Raw genomic sequence first — 24,968 nt, 5'->3', positions numbered from 1 at the left:
TTTTTTTTATTTGATCTTAATTATATAATATAATTTAAGAGGTGTTTTATGATAAAAGGAATAATATTTGATATGGATGGAGTAATAATAGATAGTGAGATTTTTTACTTTGATGCATTTATTAAAATGATAGAGAATGATGGGAAAAATGTTGATATAGAGTATTTTAAAACAATTGTAGGAAAATCACATACAGATTCGTTGAATATGGTTGGAGAGTACTATGGTAATGACTTTGACGGAGAGGATTTTTTAAAAAGATTTGATTCGGAGTACAGAAATAATAATTTTAACTATAAAAATATTTTATTTTCATATGTCGTTCCATTATTGAAAGAATTAAAAAGATTAGGTTATAAATTAGCTATGGCATCATCTTCGGTAAAAGATGTAATTAACAGAGTGATTGAAGAGTGTGAAATTGGAGAATATTTTGAAATTATCTCCAGTGGGGAAGATTTTGAAAAATCTAAACCACACCCTGAAATATATTTAACAACAGCTAAACAACTTGGATTAAAACCAGAGGAATGTTTAGCTATAGAAGACTCGGTTTATGGAATAAAAGCAGCAAAATTAGCAGGAATGAAAGTTATTGCTAAAAAAGATTTTCAATTTAATATAAATCAAGATAGAGCAGATTTTATTATAGATGATTTATATAGCATTACAGGAGTATTGGATATTATTAATAGCAATAATACAGGATATAATTATAAGATATTTAACCATGGGTCTAAGGATTATGTAAAGAGCTTGTTTTTAAGAAATAATGGTCTTAGAAAAGAATTCGGGCTTAATATTTTTAATGAAGATTTGAGTTTTGAAAAAGATGATTTACATTTAGGTATTTTTGATGACGATAATATTATTTCTTCAATTAAAATATCCAAAACGAAATTTGACGATACTGCACAAATTAAAGCAGTGGTAGTAGAAGAAAATCATAGAAATAACGGCCTTGGAAAATCTATAATGAAATCGGGGGAAATACTTTGTAAGTCTTTAGGGTATAAAAAAGTTATTTTAAAAGCTAGAGAAAAGAAAGTAGGCTTTTATGAAAAATTAGGATATAAAATTTCTTCAGAGAAATATATCTTGGAGCCAACAAAGACCATACATTATGATATGATTAAAAATATATAGTAAAATATTTATGTATTATGTTATACTTAAATCGAGGTGTACTTAATGAGGATTGACAAATTCTTGAAAAATTCTAGGATAATAAAAAGAAGGACTATTGCAAAGGAAGCTTGTGATGGAAAAAGAGTATCTATAAATGGAAAATTAGCCAAATCAGGAGATATTGTAAAAATAGGAGATATTATTGAAGTTAGATTTGGAAATGGAGAGTTAAAAGTAATTGTAAAAGAAATTATAGATAATCCTAAAAAAGAGCAGGCAGCAGATATGATAGAAAAAATGGAGTAAAATATGGAGCAAAATATTAGACAAAGAAAGATATCGAATAAAAGAAAAGTAGCAAATAATAGAAGATTTGTAAATTTTGCAGTGGTACTTGTTTTAATATCAATGTTATATTTTACATTCACTTTAGCTAGAAATAAAATAGAATACAATAGAACAAATAATCAACTAAATGAATTGATTACCCAAAAGGAGTCTATTAAGAAAGAAATTAATTCTCTTGAAAAAAAATATGAAAATAGAGAATCTATTGAGTTTGCAGAAGAAGTAGCCAGAGAAAAACTAGGAATGGTAAAAGCAAAAGAGTATATAATTAAAGAAAAAAAATAGTTAAATAAAGATTGAGTATTGTAAAATAGACATTTTATTGACATAAAATATACTTTCGAATATAATCAATCTTGTAGAACATTTTAGGAGGAAGTAGTATTTTATGTCAATTTCAGTAGGAGATATTTTAGAAGGCAAAGTAACTGGTATTACTAAGTTTGGTGCATTTGTATCCTTGCCAGGAGGAAGTAATGGTTTAGTACATATATCTGAAATATCAAACGACTATGTAGAAAAAGTAGAAGATTTTATAAAAAAAGATGATATTGTAAAGGTAAAGGTTTTATCAGCACAAGATGGGAAAGTAGGGCTTTCAATAAAGGCAGCTATGCCTAAAATAAAAAAGCCTGAAGAATTAGATTGGGGAAAAGAGGAAAAAGAGAGCGATGGTTTGTCTTTTGAAGATAAAATGTCAAAATTCCTTAAAGATAGCAATGAAAGATATGTTTCTATTAGAGCTAGAGAAAATAAGAAAAAAGCAGGACATCGTAAATCAAAAAGTTATTAATAAACCGGATTATTCCGGTTTTATTTTTTTAAATTATGAAAACAAAAATTATTGAGTTTATAAAAACAAACAATTTAATAGAAGTTAATGATAAAATAGTGTTGGGATTTTCAGGAGGACCTGACTCAGTTTTTTTATTGCATATTTTGAATGAAATAAGATTAGAATATAAATTGGAGTTATTGGCAATACATATAAATCATTCTATAAGAAAAGAAGCAGTAAAAGATGAGTTATTTTCAAAAAAAATGGCAGAAAAATTGGGTATAAAATTTAAGTCATATAAAATTGATGTACCAAATTATGCAAAAGAGAATAGATTATCTCTAGAAGATGCTGGGAGACAGGTACGATATGGTATTTTGAAAAAGGAAGCTATTAAACTTGGAAATAATTCTAAAATTGCAGTTGGACATCATAAAGATGATTCAGTAGAAACAGTAATAATGAATTTTATTAGAGGTAGCGGAACAAATGGACTTATTGGAATAAAGGAAAAAAATGACAATATAATAAGACCAATATTATGTGTTGCAAAATCTGAAATATTAGAATACCTAAATAGAAAAGATATTAACTATGTTATAGATGAAACAAATTATGAAAATGATTATAAAAGAAACCAAGTAAGAAATGATGTAATTCCATATTTAGTAAAGAATTTCAATCCAAATATTGTTAATACTACTTGGAACATGTCTAATATAATAAAAGAAGAACAAAATTTTATTAATGATTATATTCATAATCTAGATATTATAAAAAAAGTAGGGAAAGCATATTTTATAAAAATAGAAGATATGAAGAAATGTCATAAAGCCATTCAAAGAAACATAATATTTGAAGTATATGAAAGGTTAAATGGAAATAGAAAAGATTTATCTTATTTTAATGTAGAAACAATATTGAAACTTTTAGAAAAAAGCAATGCATCATTTGAAATAAAAAATTATAGAATTTACAATTATGATGGTAAACTTTTCTTTAGAGATAAGGTAGAAGAAGTTGTTAATGACAGAATATTAGTAAAAATAGGGAAAATAATAGAATTAGAAGATTATACTATAAAAGTAGAACTTGTAGATAATGAAAATATTAAATTTTCAAGAAATGTTTCATATTTTAATCCTGAAATATTAGAATTAAACTTATACTTTAGGAAGAGAAAAGAAGGAGACAGTATAAAATTAGATGGATTTACAAAAAAAATCAAAGATATATTTATTGATAAAAAAGTAGATAAGTATATAAGAGATAAAATTCCTATATTGGCAAGCAACAAAGAAATATATTGGGTTTTAGGCATAAGAAGAAGTAGCCTATATAAGATAAATTCTGAATTAAAAAAAGTAGTTAAAATATCATTTGAGAGGAAAAAGTATGAATAATAGAAATAATTTTAAAGAAATTTTAGTTTCTGAATCAGAAATTGATGCAAGGCTAGAAGAGTTATCTAAAGAGATATATGAAGTTTATAAAAATGATGAAGATGATTTAGTAGTTGTAGGAATTTTAAGAGGTGCTGTAATATTTATGGCGGAATTAATTTTAAGATTAGACTTAGATTTGCATACAGATTATATGGCTGTTTCAAGTTATGGTAGTTCTTCTGTATCATCAGGAGTAGTTAGAATACTAAAAGACTTAGAAGAAGATATAAAGGGAAAAAATATTTTAATAGTTGAAGATATTATAGATACTGGATTAACGTTAAAATATTTGACTAAAAATTTAAAGGAAAGAGGGGCTAAAAGCGTTAGGATAGCGACTCTTTTAGACAAGCCAGAGAGAAGAAAAGAAGATGTAAATGTTGATTTTATAGGCTTTGAAATTCCTGATGAATTTGTAGTAGGATATGGTTTAGATTATGACCAAAAATATAGGAATTTACCATTTGTAGCATCATTGAAAGAGGAAGTATATTCTTAATATAGTTACGGAGGATAAAATTTGAGAAAAAATTATAAAAGTATATTTTATTATATAGGACCAATAATAATTATTGCTTTGTTAATGACATTTTTAAATAGAAATATTACTAATAGCAAAGAAATTACTGTAAATGAATTTATAAAATATATAGAGACAACTAAAGTAAAAGAAATTACAGAGGAAGATGGAAAATATATAGGGGTTTTAAAAGATAAAGACAAAACCAATTTTGAGGTTTATATTTCTGGTAATTTACAAGAGGGTTTTTATGATAATTATTTAAAAGATCCAATTGAGAATGAAGAATTAACTTTTTCAATGTCTCCAAAAACAGAAGGAAGTTTGCTATCATTTATTTTACCAACGATGTTAACCATAGTTATTATAGGAGTATTTTGGTATGTAATTATGTCTCAAAATCAGAATAAAGGTGGAAGCTCTACAATGAATTTTGGTAAAAACAGAGCTAAACTAATAAAAGATGAAGCAAATCCCGTTACATTTAGTGATGTAGCAGGTCTTAAAGAAGAGAAAGAGGAGCTTTCGGAAATAGTGGATTTCTTAAAAAATCCAAAAAAATATGTCGATATAGGAGCTAGAATACCTAAAGGAATATTACTTGTAGGACCACCAGGAACAGGAAAGACTTATTTGTCAAAAGCTGTTGCAGGTGAAGCTAAAGTTCCGTTTTATAGCATTTCAGGTTCAGATTTTGTTGAGATGTACGTAGGTGTTGGAGCATCAAGGGTTAGAGATTTGTTTAAAGATGCAAAAAAAGATTCACCTTGTATTATATTTATAGATGAGATAGATGCTGTTGGAAGAAAAAGAGGAGCGGGCATGGGTGGTGGCCATGATGAAAGAGAACAAACTTTAAATCAGCTACTTGTAGAAATGGATGGGTTTGGGAAAAACGAAGGAATTATAGTAATGGCAGCAACAAATAGACCAGATATATTGGATCCTGCGATTTTGAGACCTGGAAGATTTGATAGACAAGTATTTGTAGGAATACCAGATGTAAGAGAAAGGGAAGCAATTTTATTAGTTCATACTAGGAATAAAAAAATGGATCCAGATGTAGATTTAAAAGCAATTGCTAAGACTACTTCTGGATTTACACCAGCAGACTTGGAAAATTTGTGTAATGAAGCAGCGCTGTTAAGTGCTAGAAATAATTTGAAATCTATACCTAAATGGATATTTGAAGAAGCAGCTATAAAAGTGGTAGCAGGACCTGAGAAAAAATCAGCTGTTGTAGTTGAGAAAGAAAGAGTTTTAACTGCTTATCATGAAGCAGGACATGCAATAGTTTCAAGATTATTACCTGATACTGACCCTGTTCATATGGTTACAATAGTACCTAGAGGAAGAGCGGGAGGATTTACTGCATTTTCACCAAAAGAAGATAGAAATTATCAGACTAAAAATGGAATGAAGCATGAACTAATTACTCTTTTAGGGGGAAGGGCAGCAGAATATTTAGTATTAGATGATATATCTACAGGTGCAAGTAATGATATAGAAAGAGCTACTAAAATAGCCAAAGCCATGGTAACCAAGTATGGAATGAGCGAAAAATTAGGTCCTATAATGTATGGTTCTGATGAAGATGAGGTATTTATGGGCAAAGATTTTGGAAGAATAAAAGACTACTCAGAAGAAATTGCTTATGAAATAGATAAAGAAGTAAAACGACTTATAGATGAAGCTTTCTCAAAATGTGTAAAACTTCTTAAAGAAAATGTGAATTTACTTCACAAATTGGCAAAAGTACTATTAGACAAAGAAACTATTGATTCAAAGGAATTTGAAAAAATTTATTTTGAATATAGCGAAGAAAAAGATTTAGAAGAACCACCTAAAACTTTAAAAGAAATACAAGAAATAGAGAGAAATATTAAAGATTTGTTAGATGGTGATTCTGAGATGGAGAGTGAGTAGATGGATTTTAATAGAATTATTCAAATAATATACTTTTTGATGTTTCTATTTATATTGAAACAACTTTATAATATAGTAAATGTAAAAAAATCGATAGAAGGAAAGAAATTAGCAGTTTATAACCCAAAAGTAAAAATATATATAGGTTTACTAGTAGTAGCTCTTCTTCTTTTAGGCACGATGACATTAGTTAACAAGGATTATTTTGGAATAATTTATATCCTTACAGGTCTGGGATTTGCTTATGTATATGTTGATAAAGTTATAGTTTATGAAACGGGGATTTACTATAATGGTAGACTAGACAGCTGGAATGAAATAAAAAAATGGACATATGATGCAAGAACATCTAATTTAAGGCTAGAGACAACTAAACCAGGAAATAAAGCATATAGATCTATACCTATAAAAAACGAAGATAAAGAAAATATTTTATCTATAATAAGAAATAGAAAGAACAAGAAGAAAAATAAGGTTAAAAAATAATATTGTAGTTATTGTATATAAACAAAATTGGAGTTCCATTAGAATTCCAATTTTGTTTACTTTTTATAATATATTGTTTAAAATTATCTTATTGGTTAATGAACTTTATTTAACTTATAGAAATATACTAAAGAGGTGATATTTATTTTATTAGTAATAGATGTTGGAAATACAAATATTGTATTTGGAGTATATTTAAAGGATGAACTTGTTTTTGATTGGAGAATTTCTTCTGATAAAAATAAAACCTCCGATGAATATGGATTATTATTTAAAGATTTTTTTGATTTTGCATCAATTAATATTGAAAAACTAGATGATATTATTATATCTTCAGTAGTTCCTAACTTAATGCATACTATTTCAGCGGCTTGTAAAAGATATTTAGGAAAAGAGCCTATCATTGTTTCTAATGAAATTAATTTAGGTATAATTAATAAATATAAAAATCCAAACGAAGTAGGCACAGATAGGCTTGTAACAGCAGTAGCAGCATATAATAATTATGGAGGACCATCGATTATAGTCGACATAGGAACGGCCATAACGTTAGATTACATAAATAAAGATGGAGAATATTTAGGTGGAATTATAGCACCAGGTATAGAAATATCAGCAGATGCTCTATTTAATAAAACAGCTAAGCTTCCTAAGATAGATTTAGCAATACCAAGTAGTATTATAGGTAGATCAACAAGGGAGAGTATGCAGTCAGGACTTGTTTATGGATGTATTGGACTAGTGGACTTTTTAATAGGAAAAATGTTGGACTCTGAAGGGCTTAGTGAAAAAGAAGTTCAAATAATAGGAACAGGAGGATTTGCTGCTTTAATTTCAAATAACAGTAAATATATTCAATTAGTTGATAAAATGTTAGCGTTGGAAGGTTTAAGAATTATATATGATAGAAATAAAAAGAAAAAAGATTAATATTGGGAAATTAGAGTTAGATAATAATATTTTTATGGCACCATTGGCTGGAATTACAGATGCTTCGTTTAGAGAAATTGCATCTGAATTAGGATCAGGATTAAATTTCACAGAAATGGTGTCAGCTAAAGGATTATATCATAGTGATAAAGGGACCAAAAGATTACTTAAAAAATCTAAAAACGAGACAAATTTAGGGGTTCAAATATTTGGCAATGATCCTTATATTATGTCTGAGATTATAAAACGTAATTTTAATGAAAATGATGATTTTATTATGATAGATATAAATATGGGATGTCCTGCTCCAAAGATTGTCAAAAATGGAGAAGGTTCAGCGCTTATGAAGGACTTGAAATTAGCAGATAAAATATTGCGAGCAGTTGTTAAATCTTCTAATAAAGAAGTATCTGTTAAATTTAGATTAGGATGGGATGAAGAATCAATTAATTATGTAGAATTAGGAAAAATTGCTGAAAATGCAGGTGTTAGTATGGTTACTTTACATCCTAGAACTAGAAAGGCATATTATTCTGGTAAAGCAGACTGGAATGCTATAAAGAAACTTAAAGAAGAATTAAGCATACCAGTAATTGGAAATGGCGATTTAAATTCTGAAATTGCAATATATGAAATGTTTAACTACACTTTATGTGATGGAGTTTCTTTGGCTAGAGGGGCATTACAAAATCCTTATCTATTTTCAAGGACAAATTATAAACCTAAATTAGATGAATTGATTGAATTAATAAAAAAACATTATTTTTTAAAGATAGATTTAGTGGGAGAAAGAATAGGTATAAATGAAATGAGAAAACATGTTGCTTGGTATTTAAAGGGGTTAAGAAATTCAAATGAATTAAAAAATAGAATAAATACTTTGAATACTTTAGAAGAGATTTTTTTATCACTAGATAAATTTAAAAATGAGAGTAGAAGGTGTGACATTGTTTCTTATTAGTGCAGCAGTTGTAATAGTATTTGTTTTTGTAATTAGAAAAATTATATATCTAAAGAAACCTATATTTATATATAAGAATGGGTTAATAGAGGATAGACCTATAGAGATGATAGGGGTTTTAATTTCTTTTGTAGTATTAGCAACAACGGCTATTAATGCTTTTTTGTTAAAAAACAAATATTCTATCATAGGTATATTAATTTATTTAGGAATAACAATTTTATTATTTACTTTAACTATAATTGACTATAAAAGATATCAAGTTGGAATATATGATAATGGAATTTTGTATAGGAGTATATTTTATAACTGGAAAAGAATATACACTTATAGAAAAGAAGAGATAAGTGAAAGTAAAGATAGTATAATTTTTTACATTCATGACAAAAATGATGAGCAAAAACTAACAAAATTTAAAATTATAGAGAGTAAAGAAAATAGCATTAGAATAATAGAGGCTATAGGTGAAAATTTAGATCCGACAAAAAGCTAAATTGACATTTCTTGACATAAGAAAGCAACAAGAATATAATAAGAATAATGTGCGAAAGTATTGCTTTCGCTAATTATTTTTTAAGGGAGAATGATTTATGTCCGAAAAAGAAATCCTTCTTACAAAAGAAGGTTATAAAAAACTAGAAGATGAATTAGATTTTTTAAAAACAATAAGAAGAAAAGAAGTAGCAGATAAGATTAAAGTAGCTAGAGGTTTTGGTGATTTATCTGAAAATGCTGAGTATGATGAAGCTAAAAATGAGCAAGCACAAGTAGAAGATAGAATACTTGTATTAGAGCACATGTTGATAAATGCAAAGATTATAGAAGAATCAAATATAAAGACAGACGTAGTTGTTGCTGGTTGTACAATAATATTAAAGGACTTAGAAGAAGATATAGAAGAAGAATATACAATAGTAGGTTCTGCAGAAGCAGATCCTTTTAATGGTAAAATATCAAACGAGTCTCCTGTAGGGAAAGCTTGCTTAGGAAGAAAAAAAGGTGAGAAAGTAACAGTTCAGACTAATGGTGGTTCATTTGAATATGAAATACTTGATATTAAGAGGTAGAAATGGAAGAATTAAATCTTAATGAAATGCTTCTAATAAGAAGAGAAAAATTAAAAAAATTAGTTGATGAAGGAAAAGATCCTCATAAAATAGAAAATTTCAAAGATGTTACTTATTCGAAAATAATTAAAGATAATTATGATGAATATGAAGGAAAGACAGTAAGAGTTTCAGGCCGTATAATGACTAAAAGAGGTCATGGTAAAGTTAACTTTATGGACTTGCAAGATTCTGCTGGAAGAATTCAATTATTCAATAGAATGAATGATATAGGTGAAGATGATTACGAAGAAGTAAAAGATTTGGACATGGGCGATATAGTTGGCGCAGAGGGAGAAGTTTTTACAACTAAAACTGGTGAAATAAGTATAAGAACTAAAAAACTTACTTTACTTACTAAATCTTTACAAATTTTGCCAGAAAAGTGGCATGGGTTAAAAGATCCAGACTTGAGATATAGACAAAGATATGTAGATTTAATAGTAAATCCTGAAATAAAAAATGTTTTTGTTATTAGAAGTAAAATTATAACTGCTATAAGAAAATTCTTAGATAATAGAGGATTTTTGGAAGTGGAAACACCTATATTAAATACTATAGCAGGTGGAGCCAATGCAAGACCATTTATTACTCACCATAATACATTAGACATAGATATGTATTTAAGAATAGCAAATGAACTATATTTAAAAAGACTTATAGTAGGTGGCTTTGACAAAGTATATGAAATGGGAAGAATGTTTAGAAATGAAGGAATGGATCATAGTCATAATCCAGAATATACCGCAATAGAATTATATCAGGCATATGGCGATTATGAAGATATGATGGATATTACTGAAAATATGGTTTCAACAGTAGCACAGGAAGTACTTGGAACTATGAAAGTTGAATATCAAGGAATAGAAATAGATTTTACTCCACCATGGAATAGAATTACTATGGTAGACGCTATAAAAAAATATGCTGATGTAGATTTTAATGATATTTCAACAGATGAAGAAGCAAGAAAAATTGCAAAAGAAAAAAATGTTGAAGTAGAAGAAGAGTTTACAAGAGGTCATGTTATAGCAGAATTTTTTGAAACTTTTTGTGAAGAACATTTAATTCAACCAACTTTTATAATTAAACATCCAGTTGAAGTTAGTCCTTTAGCTAAGAGAGATCCAGAAGATCCACGATTTACTCAGAGATTTGAAGCATTTGTAAATGCAAACGAATTAGCTAATGCTTTTAGTGAGCTAAATGATGCAATAGATCAAAAGAGTAGATTTGAGGATCAAGTAAAGGCTAGAGAAAAGGGAGACGAAGAGGCTCAAATGATGGATTACGACTTCATAAATTCTCTAGAGGTAGGTTTACCACCAACGGGTGGACTAGGAATAGGTGTGGATAGATTAATCATGCTACTTACTAACCAATCTTCTATAAGAGATGTGCTTTTATTCCCAACAATGAAGCCAGTAGGTATAGAAAAAGAGAAGAATATGGAGTAAGACAGTAGCCTGTCTTACTTTTTTTTCGTAATAAAAAGTAGTAAAATAATAAAATAGTTATTTTTAAATAGGAGGGGCTATGAAAATACAATTTTCTCCACCAGATATTTCTCAAGAAGAAATAGATGAAGTAGTGGATACTTTAAAATCTGGATGGATAACAACTGGTCCAAAAACAAAAGAATTAGAAAAACTAATTACAAAATACTTAAATACAAATGGGACAGTATGTCTAAATTCCGCAACCGCAGCTATGGAAGTAGCGTTAAGATTATTAGGTATAGGAGAAGGTGATGAAGTTATAACTTCGGCTTATACTTATACAGCATCAGCTAGTGTTATAAATCATGTGGGAGCAAAAATAGTATTAATTGATACAAAAAAAGATAGTTATATGATGGACTATGAAAAATTAAGTGAAGCAATAACAGAAAATACTAAGGCTATTATACCAGTAGATATTGCAGGGGTTCCTGTAGATTATGATAGAATAAAAGATGTTATTTTAAAAAAGAAGAGTATTTTTAAACCGAATTCAGACATACAAAAATTACTTGGAAGAATAGCAATAGTATCAGACAACGCTCATTCTTTAGGTTCCACATATTACAATAGAAAATCAGGATCTTTATCAGATTTTGCAAATTATTCATTTCATGCAGTAAAGAATTTTACAACAGCAGAAGGTGGAGCTATATCTTGGAAGAGTATTTCTGGTATAGAAGATGAAGAGATTTACAAAAGAATACAATTACTATCTTTACATGGACAAAACAAGGATGCATTAGCTAAAACAAAATTGGGTTCTTGGGAATATGATATTATTGGATTGAATTATAAATACAATATGCCAGATTTAACAGCTGCTATTGGACTTGCACAATTTAGAAGATATGATGGACTTTTAAAAAGGCGAAAAGAAATAATAAAAATGTATGATAATGCTTTTGAAGGAACATCAATAAATCCATTAAAGCATACAGGAGATAATTATAACAGTAATGGTCACCTTTATTTAAGCAGAATAGATGGAATAGAAGAAGATAGAAGAAATAGAATAATAGAAGGAATGTCAGAAAGAGGAATAGCAACAAATGTTCATTATAAACCTCTTCCTATGTTAACAGCATATAAAAATTTAGGTTTTGATATTGAACATTATCCTAATGCATATAATCAATATAAAAATGAGATTACATTACCACTTCATACCCTTTTGACAGATGAAGAAGTAAACTATGTAATTGATAATTTTAAGGAATTAGTGGAAAATGCTGCAAAATAAATACAAAAATGCAGAAGATTTTTCAAAAGATATAGATAAAATCTTAAATAGAAAAAAAATTACATTATTTATAAAAAGATTATTTGATATATTAATGTCTGCTATAGGTTTAATTATATTTGGAATACCTTTGATAATAATATCTATAATTATTAAGTTAACTTCAAAAGGACCTATTTTTTATAGACAAGTAAGAGTTAAAAGGGACAATAAGGATTTTAAAATATTTAAATTTAGAACTATGATTGTAGATGCAGATAAAAAGGGCATGTTGATAACAGTAGGAGAAGATAAAAGAATAACAGGAATAGGTAAATTTCTTAGAAAAACTAAATTGGATGAATTACCTCAGTTAATAAATGTATTAAAAGGCGACATGAGTTTTGTAGGTCCTAGACCAGAAGTAAGAAAATATGTAAATATTTACGACGAATATCAAAAGAACGTATTAAAAATAAAACCTGGAATAACGGATCTCTCATCGATTAAATATAGAGATGAGTCCAGTATTCTGGGACTTAGTAGCAATCCTGAAGAAACATATATAAATGAGATAATGCCTACTAAATTAAATATAAATTTAGAGTATATACAAAAAATATCTTTGCTATATGATATAAAATTAATTTTTTTAACAATTTTCAGGGTAGTGGGGAAAGGTGAAAATGAAGAATCTTAAGAATATATGGATAATAAATCATTATGCAGATCCGCCTAATATAGGGAAATTTACACGGCATTACAATTTTGCAAAACACTTGATAGATAGAGGATATAATGTTAAAATATTCACAGCATCTACGATTCATACTACTTCTATTAATATGATAACTAATGATAGTAAGTATAAAGTTGATAACTATAATGGTGTTGAATATGTATTTGTAAAGACAAGTACTTACCAAAATAGTGATTATAAAAGAATCTTAAATATATTAGAGTATTATTTAAGGGTACCAAAAGTTACTAAAAATTTTGTTAAACCAGATTTAATACTTGCTTCTTCTCCACATCCATTGACATGGATGGCTGCTAATAAAATTGCAAAAAGAACAGGTGCTAAATTTATAACAGAAACTAGGGATCTTTGGCCTGAAACATTTGTAGCTATGGGGAAAGTTGGTAGGAAAAATATTATTTCTAAAATTTTATACAGTATAGAAAGAAAGATGTATAGAAAAGCTGATAGAAATATATTTACAATACCAGGCGGTATAGATTACATAAGGGATAGAAACCTCAACACATCAAAAGTGGATTATATAAATAATGGTATAGACTTAAAAACTTTTTACGAAAATGTAGCAAATAGTAAGTATGTTGACAAAGATTTGTCTGATAAAAATGCTTTTAAACTTGTATTTACAGGAGCTATAGGTAGAGCAAATGATTTGGGAATTACTATCAAGGCCTTTGAGATATTGAAAAATAGCAATTGCGATAATATTAAGTTTTTAATTTTTGGTGATAGTGGAGAAAAAGAAGAGCTAGAAAAATATTGTAAAACTAAAGGATTAGATAATGTAATATTCAAAGGAAGAGTAAATAAAAATGAGGTACCATCGATACTTACTCAATCAGATCTTCAATTATTATCTGTCGCTAACTTACCTGAATTATATAAATATGGAATGAGTCCAAATAAGCTTTTTGAATACATGGCAGCAGGAAAACCTGTCTTATCAAATCAGTCTTGTGGATATGATCCAATAGAATTGTATGATTTTGGAAAGGTTGCTAGTAGTAATACAAGTGAAGCAATCGCGGAGTCCCTGACATATTTTTATAATTTATATAGGGAAGATAAAAATAAATATGACCAATATTGCACAAATGCGTTAAATGCAGCTAAAGATTTTGATTTTTCAGTATTAACAGATAGATTAGAAGAATCATTTAAGAAGATAAAATAGGAGGAACTATGAATATTTCTTTAATTGATTTAAAGAGACAATATGCATCAATAAAGGACGAATCAGATGAGGCAGTTTTAAAAGTATTGAATAACGCTCAATATATTATGGGTGAAAATGTAAAATCTTTTGAAAAAGAATTTTCTGATTATATAGGTGTTAAAAATTCAATTTCTGTAGGAAACGGAACAGATGCATTGATAATTGCTTTAAAAGCTTTAGGTATAGGATGTGGAGATGAAGTTATAACTACTAGTTATACTTTTTTTGCAACAGCTGAAGCTATTAGTTATGTAGGAGCTAAACCTGTATTTGTAGATGTAAACATAGATACTTACAATATAGATACAACAAAAATAGAAGAAAAAATAAATGAAAATACAAAAGCTATAATAGCGGTTCATATTTTTGGAAATCCTTGTGATATGGATGAAATTAACAGAATTGCAAAGAAACATTCAATATATGTTGTAGAGGATGCAGCACAAGCTATTGCAGCTGAATATAAAGGAAAAAAAATAGGAACGCTATCTGATATTGCATGTTTTTCATTTTTTCCAACAAAGAACTTAGGCTGTGCTGGAGATGGGGGAATGATCGTAACTAATAATGATGATTTAGCTACAGTATTGAAAGCTCTAAGAGTTCATGGTTCAGGAGAAAACGGATTAAAGGCATATAATATTTTAAACAATATAAACGAAGAAGTTGAAGAAGATAAATCTACAGATAATACTGTATATAATCCTTTAAAATATTATAATTATATAATAGGACAAAATTCTAGATTAGATGAACTTCAAGCTGCTATTTTGAGAATTAAATTAAGAAAGATAAGCAATTGGACAGATAAAAGAATTAATAATGCAAAATTTTATAATGAAGGACTAAAAGAAACTAACTTAGTTACACCTGTAGTAGAAGAAAATGGAAAGCATGTATATCATCTTTATATTTTGCAATCAGAGAAAAGGGAAGAAATATGTGCATATTTAAAAGAAAAAGGGATAGCTACGGGTACTTACTATCCAGTTCCAATGCATTTACAGAAAGTATTTAAACCAATGGGGTATGTAGAGGGAGATTGTCCTAATTCTGAATACCTTTCTAAGAGAACTTTTGCAATACCAATGTTTCCAGAGTTGGAAAAAGAGGAAATAGACTATATTGTTGAGGCGATAAAGGAGTTTAATTAATGAAAGATTTCTTTGTTCATGAATCTAGCTATGTAGATGAAGGATGCAAAATAGGAGAAGGGACAAAAATATGGCACTTTTCACACATAATGCCAGATTGTAAGATTGGTAAAAATTGTAATATTGGACAAAATGTAGTTATATCATCAGGAGTAATAATTGGAGATAAAGTAAAAATACAAAATAATGTTTCAGTATATACAGGAGTTGAGTGTGAAGAAGGTGTATTCTTGGGACCATCTTGTGTTTTTACAAATGTAATAAATCCGCGTTCTTTAATAGAAAAAAAAGATGAATACAAAAAAACTGTATTGAAAAAAGGAGCTTCGGTTGGTGCTAATGCAACTATTGTATGTGGTAATAGCATAGGTAAATTTGCATTAATAGGTGCGGGAGCTGTTGTAACTAAAAATATAGGTGATTATGAACTTGTAGTTGGTAATCCGGCTAGAAAAATTGGGTATGTTTGTGAATGTGGAGAAAAATTGGAAAAAAGTGATGCCAATAACGAATATAGTTGTAATGTTTGTGGTAAAATATACAAGTTAGAAGATAAAACTTTAAAAGAAAAGGAGTAATCCAAAATGTCAAATATTAAACAAGAATTATTAAGTAAAATTGAATCAAAAGAATTAGTAGTAGGTGTAATAGGCTTAGGGTATGTAGGACTTCCATTAGCTGTTGAAAAAGCTAATGTAGGTTATAAAGTAATAGGATTTGATGTATTACCTGAAAAAGTTAAATTAGTTAATGAAGGACATAACTACATAGGAGATGTAGTTGATGAAGAATTAGCAGAGTTAGTATCAAAAGGAGTGTTAAGAGCTACAGATAATTTTGAAGAAGTTGCTTCATGTGATTTTATAGCTATCGCAGTTCCAACTCCATTAGATGAATATCAACAACCAGATATATCTTATGTAGAAAAATCAACTAAAGATGTTGCAAAATATCTTAAAAAAGGAAGTATAGTAGTACTAGAATCTACAACTTATCCAGGAACAACAGAAGAATTGATGTTACCTTTATTAGAAGAAGGCTCAGGATTAAAATGTGGAGAAGATTTCTTCTTAGCATTTTCACCAGAAAGAGTTGATCCAGGTAATAAAATATATAAAACTAAGAATACTCCAAAAGTTGTTGGTGGTGTAGGAGATGATTCTACAGAAGTAGCAGCAGCTTTATATAGAAATGTATTAGAAGGTGAAGTTTTTACAGTTTCATCTCCTAAAATTGCTGAAATGGAAAAAATATTAGAAAATACTTACAGAAATGTTAATATAGGTTTGATTAATGAGTTTGCATTAATAGCAAATAAAATGGGAATTAATATTTGGGAAGTAGTAGACGCAGCAAAAACTAAACCATATGGTTTCCAAGCGTTTTATCCAGGACCTGGTATAGGGGGACATTGTATACCTTTAGATCCATTTTATTTAACTTGGAAAGCTAAAGAATATGATTCACATATGAGAATTATAGAAGCTTCAGGATCAGTTAATGACTTTATGCCAGAATGGGTTATAGAAAGATCAATGAAAATATTATCTAAAAACTTTAAGAAAGCTTTAAATGGTGCTAAAGTATTATTACTAGGTGTTGCATATAAAAATGATATTGATGATTTAAGAGATAGTCCAGCTTTAGTAGTATATGATTATTTTAATAAAGAAGGCGCTGACTTATCATATTATGATGGATACAATCCTTCATTTAAATATGGAGATGTAGAAATTAACTCATTAAAAGAAATAACTCCAGAAGTAATATCATCATATGATTTAGTTGTTATTACAACAAATCATTCAAATGTAGACTACCAAATGGTAGTAGATAATGCTAAATATGTATTTGATACTAAATATGCTACAAAGGATGTTAAAAACAATAAAGATAATATAGAATTGTTATAATTGGAGGCTTAATTTGCAAAAATTACGATGTGCCATTATAGGTTGTGGTAGAATTTCATATAAACATGTTGAAGCTATTATTAATAATAGTGAAGAAACTGAACTAACAGCAGTTTGTGATTTAATTGAAGAAAGAGCAATAGCGAAAAAAGAACAGTACAATGAAAAATTTCCTGATGCAAAAGTAGCTGTTTACACGGACTATAAAGAAATGTTAGACAGAGAAAATATCGATTATGTTGCAATAGCTACTGAAAGTGGATATCATGGAGAAATTTCAGTAGTTTGTTTAAACAAAGGTGTAAATCTAATAATTGAAAAGCCTATGGCTATGACTTTAGAAGAAATAGATATTATTAATGAATTATCTGATAAGAAGAATTTAAAGGTAGCGGTAAGTCATCAAAATAGATTTAATCCACCGATACAGAAACTTAGAAAAGCCATTGATGAAGGTAAATTTGGAAATATAATTAATGGAACTGCTAGAATTTTATGGACAAGAGACCAAAATTATTATGATATGGCTCCATGGAGAGGAACAAAGGCATTAGATGGTGGTACATTGATGAATCAATGCATTCACAATATTGATTTGCTTTTATGGATGATGGGCTCAGAAGTTGTTTCTGTTAAATCTGAAAGAGGAACTTTCTTGAGAAATATTGAAATGGAAGATTTTGGTGCCATATTGTTAAGATTTGCAAATGGTTCTATAGGTATAATAGAAGGCTCTGCATGTGTATATCCTAAAAATCTTGAAGAAACTTTAAGTATTTTTGGAGAAACAGGTACTGCTGTAATAGGAGGGCTTGCTGTAAACGAAATAAAAACTTGGAACTTTAAAGATGAAAATGAAAAAGCGGATATTTCAAAAGATGAAATAGATAATGTCTATGGAAATGGTCATACACCGCTTTACAAAGATTTTATAGATGCTGTAAATAATGATACTCAGCCATTAGTTACTGGGTATGAAGCTAGAAAACCAGTAGAAGTGATTTTAAAATCTTATGAAGATGAGAAAAGACCTTAATGTAATAGAGGATAACTTGTTCAGTTATCCTCTATTTTTTTGATAAAATAGCACCTTAGAGTATATAAAAAGGTTTTCATTTACTATTGTCAGAACATTAAATTGTTGTTAGAATATATTAAGAAGAAAAATAGGCAAAGTTATTAATATTGTACGATATATTTTTGAAAATACAAAGAAGTAATTAAAATAACTGTGATTTTATTTAATAATTTATTAAGGAGAGATGTTTATAGAGGAATTTAATAATTTATAATTAAAACAATAAATTTAAGCTTATATAAAAATATTTAATTAAGGGGTATACATAATGGAAAAATATATATTTACAGTTAATGGTAAAATATGTGAAACAACAGAAGATGTTTCTCTGTTAACTTATCTTAGAAAAGAGTTAAATCTATTTTCAGTAAAAGATGGATGTAGTGAAGGAGCTTGTGGTACTTGTAGTATTATAGTTGATGGAAAATCGATGAGAGCTTGTGTTTTAAAAACTAGTAGAGCAGCCAACAAAGAAATAATTACAGTTGAAGGTATGTCAGAACAAGAGAAAGAAGCATTTGTGTATGCTTTTGGGGCTAAAGGTTCAGTTCAATGTGGGTTCTGTATACCAGGTATGGTTATAGCAGGAAAAGCTTTAATTGATACAAATCCAAATCCTACAGAAGAAGAAATAAAGAAAGCTATAAGGGGAAATATTTGTCGTTGTACAGGATATAAGAAAATCATAGAAGGAATAGAACTGGCAGCTGCTATACTTCGTGGTGATGAAAAGATAGATGATCTTGAAAAAGGAAAAACTTATGGAGTTGGAGAAGGTGCTTTTAGAGTAGATGTAAGAGAAAAAGTACTTGGAACTGGAGAATATTGTGATGATGTTGTTATGGAAGGCATGACTTATGGTTCAGCAGTTCGTTCTAAACATCCTAGAGCTAGAGTTGTAGATATTGATTTATCAAAGGCTTTAGAATTACCAGGGGTTATAGATATATTAACAGCAGAGGATGTACCTAACAATAAAGTTGGACATATACAACAAGATTGGGACGTTTTTATAGCTAAAGGCGATATTACAAGATCTTTAGGTGATGCAATATGTTTAGTTGTTGCTGAGACAGAAGAAGTACTAGCAAAAGCAAAAGCTTTGGTGAAGGTAAAATATGAAGTTTTAGAACCAGTTAGGAGTATAAAAGAAGCTATGGCAGAAGACGCTCCTAAAGTTCATGAAAATGGAAATCTTTGTCAGCAAAGACATGTTACAAGAGGGGACGCTAAAAAGGCTTTAGCAGAATCTAAATACACAGTAACTCAATCATATAGTACACCATTTACAGAGCATGCTTTCTTAGAACCAGAATGTGCAATAGCATTACCTTATAAAGATGGAGTAAAAGTTTATACTTCAGACCAAGGTGTTTATGATACAAGAAAAGAGATAGCTATAATGTTTGGTTGGGATGAAGAGAAAATTGTTGTAGAAAATAAACTAGTAGGCGGAGGATTTGGTGGTAAAGAAGATGTTTCTGTTCAACATTTAGCTTGCTTAGCAGCAAACAAACTTCAAAAAACTGTTAAAATAAAACTTACTCGTCAAGAATCTCTTAACTTCCACCCTAAAAGACACGCCATGGAGGGAACTTTCACTTTGGGTTGTGATGAAAATGGTATATTTACAGCATTAGACTGTGATATTTACTTTGATACAGGAGCATATGCTTCACTTTGTGGACCAGTATTAGAAAGAGCTTGTACTCATTCAGTTGGACCGTACACTTATCAAAATACAGATATTAGAGGTTACGGATATTATACAAATAACCCACCAGCAGGAGCTTTTCGTGGATTTGGGGTATGCCAAAGTGAGTTTGCATTAGAATCAAACATAAACTTATTAGCGGAAAAAGTAGGGATTTCTCCTTGGGAAATTCGTTATAGAAACGCTATTGAGCCAGGGAAAGTTTTACCAAATGGACAAATAGCAGATGTATCAACAGCATTAAAAGAAACATTAGAAGCAGTTAAAGATGTTTATGAAAATAATCCTGGAAGAGCAGGGATAGCATGCTCTATGAAAAATGCAGGAGTAGGAGTAGGACTTCCAGATAAAGGTAGAGCAAAGATAATAGTAAATAATGGAGTTGCAGAACTATATACAGCAGCATCAGATATTGGACAAGGTTGCTTTACAGTTTTCTTACAAATGATATCTGAAACAATAAATATGGGATTAGATAAAATCAAACATATGGGTGTTAACTCTGAACTTGCACCAGATTCAGGAACTACATCAGGATCTCGTCAAACATTAATTACGGGTGAAGCAGTACGTATGGCATCAGTAGATTTAAAGAAAGATTTAGATGAGGTAGGTGGAGATTTAGCTAAACTGGAAGGTAAAGAATATTATGCAGAATTCTTTGAACCTACAGATAAGTTAGGTTCTGATAAACCAAATCCAGTTAGTCACGTTGCATATGGTTTTGCTACACATGTTGTTGTATTAGATGATGATGGAAAAGTAAAAGAAGTTCATGCTGCTCATGATTCAGGAAAAGTTGTAAACCCAATTTCAATTCAAGGACAAATTGAAGGTGGAGTACTAATGGGGTTAGGTTATGCTCTTACAGAAGATTTTCCACTAGAGGACTGTGTGCCAAAAGTTAAATTTGGTACATTAGGATTAATGAGGGCAACAGATATTCCTAATATTAATGCAATATATGTAGAGAAAAATGAATTATTACCATTTGCTTATGGTTCAAAAGGCGTTGGAGAAATTGCAACAATACCTACAGCTCCAGCAGCTCAAGGAGCTTATTATGCCTTTGATAATGTATTAAGAACAAAATTGCCAATGGAAGATACAGCTTATACAAAAAAGAAAAAAGTAGTAAAAAAATAATAAGAATTATAAAAGAGAAGATTCAAGCTTGAAAATTGAATCTTCTTTTTTAATAAAAAAGAAGAGCTTATACTCTTCTATTTTAAATTAAAATTCTTTACGAAATTGTATAAAGTTTTAACAGGAATACCTGTTGCTCCTCTAGGAATATAACCATATTCAGATTCTGTAGAAGCTGGACCAGCAATATCCATATGAGCCCAAGATTTTCCTTCAACGAACTCTTCTAAAAAAATTCCAGCGGTAATGGCACCTCCAGGTTTTCCAGTAGAATTGGTTATATCAGCAATTTTACTTTTTACTTGCTCTCTTAGTTCATCTACTATAGGTAATTTCCACACATATTCACCAGCTTCAACAGATGATTGGTATAATTTATTATAAATATTATCATCATTAGTGACTATTCCTGTAGTATAATCACCTAAACCAACAACGCAAGCACCTGTTAAAGTTGCTAAATCTATGATAGCAGTAGCATTAGTTTTAGTTGCGGCATAGTATAAAGAATCGGCTAATGTAACTCTACCTTCAGCATCTGTGTTTTTTACTTCTATAGTTGTACCTTTCATAGATTTTACAATATCACCATTTTTATATGCTTTACCAGAAATCATATTTTCACAAGCGGCAACTAACCCCACAACATTTTGCCCAATATTATTTTTAGCAATTGCATATATTGTACCTATTACAGTTGCTGAACCTGCCATATCACCCATCATTGTACTCATTCCAAGAGGTGGCTTAATAGCATATCCTCCAGAATCATAAGTTAATCCTTTTCCAACCAATGCTAAAACTTCTCCATTTCTAACAGGTATATATTCCATTTTTATGAATTTAGGTTCTTTGTCAGACCCTTCAGCAACTGATAGAAAAGCTGTCATACTCAAATTTTCTATGTCATTTTTATCAAAAATAGTAACTTTAACACCTAAAGGTTCAAGTAATTCTTTAGCTTTATTTGCCAAAACTTCAGGATACATATCAATAGCTGGGGTATTAGTAAGTTCTCGTGTAATATTAATTCCTTCTACTAGATTATTTATTTTATTAATTGAATTATTGTCAAAATCAAAAGAAGAACCTAAGTTAATATTTATATTTAAATCTATTGAATTATTTTTTTCTTTAGTTTTATAAGTATCGAATTTATACTCAGATTGAAAAACTCCTTCTATTAAAGCTTTTAAATAAATACTATCATTATTAACATCTATGGAAATATAGTTGATATTAGCATATTTTAATTTATTATCCTTTAAAAACTTAGCTATATCGAAACCAATTTTTCTAAAATCGTTAACAGAAATTTTATTTACATCTCCTAAACCAACTAAAAGATAGCTATCTAAATTATTAATGTAGCTAAATTTAGAAAAAAGCTTAGCATCAAATGATTTTTTACTTTTTAAATAATTGCATAAATCAGTATTAATATTTGATATATTATAATTATTATCAAGCAAGTAAACATTTGTAGAATTTTTAATATTTTCATTTATATTTATATTTATATTCATAAAACACCTCCAACTTAACATATACCCTAAAAAATAGAAATTGACACAATAAATTATAGTTGATATTATTACTTAAAAAGGATAACATTATGAAGAAAAAAAATACATATACAATTTTAATATTGATAATTCTAGTGCTTTTGTTTACTTCTTGTGGAAATAATACCTATAAAGCTGGCAATTACGAAGCTGTAGGTAAAGGTAGGAATGGAGATATAAGAGTTTCAGTTTTAATAAATTCAAAAGGGAAAATTGAAGATATAGAGTTATTAGAATGTTTAGACAATGAAGAGTTTGTAAAGGCATCTTTTGATAAAATAAAAGAGGACATAATTTCTAAAAATTCAAGTAAAGTAGACGCAGTTTCTGGAGCAACATCTACTAGTAAAGGGATTATAGAAGCTGTCAATAATGCTATAAAACAAGCTGAATAATAAATTTTTACAAAAAGACAAAATATTGTCTTTTTTTTATTTTACTATGGTATAATTCGATTATGAATAATAATTTGACAATAAGAGATGGAAAAGAAGCTAAGGATTTATCTGTTTTAGTAGTAAATGTGGCACAAGTATTAGTACAAAACGGTGCTGAAATATATAGAGCGGAAGATACAGCTACTAGAATATGTAGTGCATTTTCAGATATAAAAAATGTAAATGCATATGCTACATATAATATAGTTATGGTTTCTTTTAATTATAAAGATGAAGACATAATTACGATGAGAAGAATAAAATCTTATTCCTTTGATTTAAATAAAGTAGCATTAATAAACAATTTTTCAAGGAGATTTGTAAAGGGAGAAATTAGTATAATAGAAAGCTTTGGAATAGTTCATGAGATAGGATATGGAAAGTTTCAAAAGCTGAAAAATTATTTATTATTTGGTAGTTTAGGCTCTGCACTTTTAATATTCATATTCGGAGGAAACTGGCAAGATTTTATAGTTACATTATTTGCGGCTTTTGCAGGTATATTTGCTCTTTTCAAAGTTGCTGAAATAAGCTTTTCGTTTTTCTTTAATAATATTGCAGGGGCATTTGCGGCAGCTCTAGTAGCTGTATTAAGTATAAAACTAGGAATAGGAAGTAATGTAGATATAGTAATAACAGGAGCTATGATACCGTTATTGCCAGGAATATATTTTACAAATGCAGTTAGAGACTTTATGAGTGGAGATGTATCTTCAGGTTTGTATGGTTTGACACAATCTATTTTAGTAGCAGCGGGAATGGCATTAGGTGTAAGTTTAGTTTTATATTTTTATTATTAGGAGAAAGAAATGATATTTAAGTCAATATGTTCAGGATTAGCATCAGTATGCTTTGGAATGTTTTTTAATTCACCTAAAAAATCGTATTACGGAAATTTTATTACTGGCACTATAGGTATGTTGTCATTCTATGTAGCGATGTACCTTGTAAATACTAAATTTATAGCTTTGATAATTAGTTCATTAATAATAGGGTTTATTTCAGAGATACTTGCAAAAGTAACAAAATATCCGGCTACAGTATATCTAATTTCTGGATTACTCCCACAAGTACCAGGATTAGCAATTTTTAAAACTATGCAAGGAATAGCGATGCAAAATTTTGATGGAGTATTTAGAAATGGATTGGATGCAATAGTCTCATCTACTGCACTAGCATTGGGGATAGTAATATCTACAATATTTTCAAGATCAATAAACAGAGCTAGAAAAGAAGGGATAAAAATCCCTTTAAAGTATAGACATAATCGAAAACAAAGAAAAAGATAAAAAAAGAAGAAAAAAAGATATTGACAAGAGAATAAAAAGTTGATAATATAAAGAGGCACTTAAGAAAGTGCCTTTTTAATTGCTTAAAACAAGTAGATAAAAAGGTAAGAAAAAAAGTTGACAAGAAACTTTAGAGTATGCTATACTTAAAAAGTTGTCACGAGAGAGTGCAACGAAAGAACCTAGACAAAAGAAAAGTGTAAAAAAACTTTGAGAAAAGAAGTACAACCAAACAATAATTTTCGGTGTAAAGAAAATAAAGAAGTCAGCAGTTAAGAGCTGATCAAACATTTTAATTGAGAGTTTGATCCTGGCTCAGGACGAACGCTGGCGGCGTGCTTAACACA

24 protein-coding genes and 1 pseudogene are annotated in these 24,968 nt (G+C 28.9%); 24 read left to right on the top strand and 1 reads right to left on the bottom strand.

The genetic code is table 11. From position 1 onward, the window contains the following. The first annotated feature begins 48 nt into the window (after positions 1–48). The 21 genes and pseudogenes from CS899_RS04185 (at position 49) to xdh (ending at position 21,330) form a co-directional block, all read left to right on the top strand. The gene (locus CS899_RS04185; RefSeq protein WP_100064908.1) at positions 49–1,146 is read left to right on the top strand and encodes an HAD-IA family hydrolase; all 1,098 of its coding nucleotides are present in this window, start codon (positions 49–51) and stop codon (positions 1,144–1,146) included. Between the two features lie 45 nt (positions 1,147–1,191). Next, entirely contained in the window at positions 1,192–1,434 is a 243-nt protein-coding gene (locus CS899_RS04180) for an RNA-binding S4 domain-containing protein (RefSeq protein ID WP_099203715.1), read from the top strand. Between the two features lie 3 nt (positions 1,435–1,437). Continuing rightward, the gene (locus CS899_RS04175) at positions 1,438–1,761 is read left to right on the top strand and encodes an FtsB family cell division protein (protein ID WP_099203714.1); all 324 of its coding nucleotides are present in this window, start codon (positions 1,438–1,440) and stop codon (positions 1,759–1,761) included. Between the two features lie 103 nt (positions 1,762–1,864). Then, positions 1,865–2,269, top strand: coding sequence for a S1 RNA-binding domain-containing protein (locus tag CS899_RS04170; protein ID WP_099203713.1), 405 nt, complete (start codon positions 1,865–1,867; stop codon positions 2,267–2,269). A gap of 35 nt (positions 2,270–2,304) precedes the next feature. Further along, positions 2,305–3,657 (top strand): tRNA lysidine(34) synthetase TilS, encoded by a 1,353-nt coding sequence (tilS, locus tag CS899_RS04165; RefSeq protein ID WP_099203712.1) that lies wholly within the window; start codon positions 2,305–2,307, stop codon positions 3,655–3,657. After that, positions 3,650–4,198, top strand: coding sequence for a hypoxanthine phosphoribosyltransferase (hpt, locus tag CS899_RS04160; RefSeq protein WP_099203711.1), 549 nt, complete (start codon positions 3,650–3,652; stop codon positions 4,196–4,198). The genes tilS and hpt overlap by 8 nt, the downstream gene beginning before the upstream one ends. Before the next feature lie 21 nt (positions 4,199–4,219). After that, complete coding sequence (ftsH, locus tag CS899_RS04155; RefSeq protein WP_099203710.1) at positions 4,220–6,145, top strand: ATP-dependent zinc metalloprotease FtsH; 1,926 nt, start codon at positions 4,220–4,222, stop codon at positions 6,143–6,145. Further along, positions 6,146–6,631, top strand: a complete 486-nt coding sequence (locus CS899_RS04150) for a DUF5673 domain-containing protein (RefSeq protein WP_099203709.1) — start codon at positions 6,146–6,148, stop codon at positions 6,629–6,631. A gap of 144 nt (positions 6,632–6,775) precedes the next feature. Further along, on the top strand, positions 6,776–7,561 hold the full coding sequence (locus CS899_RS04145) for a type III pantothenate kinase (RefSeq protein ID WP_100065301.1): 786 nt from the start codon (positions 6,776–6,778) through the stop codon (positions 7,559–7,561). Beyond that, a complete protein-coding gene (gene dusB, locus CS899_RS04140; protein ID WP_242491869.1) occupies positions 7,533–8,522 on the top strand; it encodes a tRNA dihydrouridine synthase DusB in 990 nt (329 codons plus the stop codon). Before CS899_RS04145 ends, dusB begins: the two co-directional genes overlap by 29 nt. Then, on the top strand, positions 8,509–9,015 hold the full coding sequence (locus CS899_RS04135) for a hypothetical protein (RefSeq protein ID WP_099203708.1): 507 nt from the start codon (positions 8,509–8,511) through the stop codon (positions 9,013–9,015). The genes dusB and CS899_RS04135 overlap by 14 nt, the downstream gene beginning before the upstream one ends. Positions 9,016–9,112: 97 nt before the next feature. Beyond that, entirely contained in the window at positions 9,113–9,589 is a 477-nt protein-coding gene (gene greA / locus CS899_RS04130; protein WP_099203707.1) for a transcription elongation factor GreA, read from the top strand. Positions 9,590–9,591: 2 nt separating this feature from the next. Beyond that, positions 9,592–11,076: pseudogene (gene lysS / locus CS899_RS04125) on the top strand (lysine--tRNA ligase); the annotation flags it as partial. An 88-nt stretch (positions 11,077–11,164) separates the two neighbouring features. After that, positions 11,165–12,370, top strand: coding sequence for a DegT/DnrJ/EryC1/StrS family aminotransferase (locus CS899_RS04120; RefSeq protein ID WP_099203705.1), 1,206 nt, complete (start codon positions 11,165–11,167; stop codon positions 12,368–12,370). Further along, positions 12,357–13,049 (top strand): sugar transferase, encoded by a 693-nt coding sequence (locus CS899_RS04115; RefSeq protein WP_099203704.1) that lies wholly within the window; start codon positions 12,357–12,359, stop codon positions 13,047–13,049. Before CS899_RS04120 ends, CS899_RS04115 begins: the two co-directional genes overlap by 14 nt. After that, entirely contained in the window at positions 13,036–14,283 is a 1,248-nt protein-coding gene (locus CS899_RS04110) for a glycosyltransferase family 4 protein (protein WP_099203703.1), read from the top strand. Before CS899_RS04115 ends, CS899_RS04110 begins: the two co-directional genes overlap by 14 nt. An 8-nt stretch (positions 14,284–14,291) precedes the next feature. After that, the gene (locus tag CS899_RS04105; protein ID WP_099203702.1) at positions 14,292–15,479 is read left to right on the top strand and encodes a DegT/DnrJ/EryC1/StrS family aminotransferase; all 1,188 of its coding nucleotides are present in this window, start codon (positions 14,292–14,294) and stop codon (positions 15,477–15,479) included. Further along, on the top strand, positions 15,479–16,057 hold the full coding sequence (locus tag CS899_RS04100; RefSeq protein ID WP_099203701.1) for an acyltransferase: 579 nt from the start codon (positions 15,479–15,481) through the stop codon (positions 16,055–16,057). Before CS899_RS04105 ends, CS899_RS04100 begins: the two co-directional genes overlap by 1 nt. A gap of 6 nt (positions 16,058–16,063) precedes the next feature. Then, complete coding sequence (locus CS899_RS04095) at positions 16,064–17,392, top strand: nucleotide sugar dehydrogenase (RefSeq protein ID WP_099203700.1); 1,329 nt, start codon at positions 16,064–16,066, stop codon at positions 17,390–17,392. Between the two features lie 13 nt (positions 17,393–17,405). Next, the gene (locus tag CS899_RS04090) at positions 17,406–18,428 is read left to right on the top strand and encodes a Gfo/Idh/MocA family protein (protein WP_099203699.1); all 1,023 of its coding nucleotides are present in this window, start codon (positions 17,406–17,408) and stop codon (positions 18,426–18,428) included. A 310-nt stretch (positions 18,429–18,738) separates the two neighbouring features. Beyond that, complete coding sequence (gene xdh / locus CS899_RS04085; protein ID WP_207204740.1) at positions 18,739–21,330, top strand: selenium-dependent xanthine dehydrogenase; 2,592 nt, start codon at positions 18,739–18,741, stop codon at positions 21,328–21,330. A 77-nt stretch (positions 21,331–21,407) separates the two neighbouring features. On the opposite strand, the gene CS899_RS04080 is transcribed toward xdh, so the two are convergent. After that, positions 21,408–22,856 carry a leucyl aminopeptidase gene (locus tag CS899_RS04080; RefSeq protein ID WP_164995841.1) on the bottom strand — a complete coding sequence of 483 codons (1,449 nt, stop codon included), beginning with the start codon at positions 22,854–22,856 and terminating at the stop codon, positions 21,408–21,410. Between the two features lie 89 nt (positions 22,857–22,945). Between CS899_RS04080 and CS899_RS04075 the strand changes: the two genes are divergently transcribed. The 3 genes from CS899_RS04075 to CS899_RS04065 all read left to right on the top strand — a co-directional run bounded on the left by CS899_RS04075 (position 22,946) and on the right by CS899_RS04065 (position 24,621). Beyond that, entirely contained in the window at positions 22,946–23,290 is a 345-nt protein-coding gene (locus CS899_RS04075) for an FMN-binding protein (RefSeq protein ID WP_099203696.1), read from the top strand. Between the two features lie 62 nt (positions 23,291–23,352). After that, entirely contained in the window at positions 23,353–24,132 is a 780-nt protein-coding gene (locus CS899_RS04070; RefSeq protein ID WP_099203695.1) for a threonine/serine exporter family protein, read from the top strand. A 9-nt stretch (positions 24,133–24,141) separates the two neighbouring features. Next, entirely contained in the window at positions 24,142–24,621 is a 480-nt protein-coding gene (locus CS899_RS04065) for a threonine/serine exporter family protein (RefSeq protein ID WP_099203694.1), read from the top strand. Positions 24,622–24,968: the final 347 nt, after the last annotated feature.

The sequence above is a fragment of the Miniphocaeibacter massiliensis genome (assembly GCF_900232905.1).
GTDB classification, from domain to species: domain Bacteria; phylum Bacillota; class Clostridia; order Tissierellales; family Peptoniphilaceae; genus Miniphocaeibacter; species Miniphocaeibacter massiliensis.
This window is presented reverse-complemented; position numbering and strand designations above follow the sequence as displayed.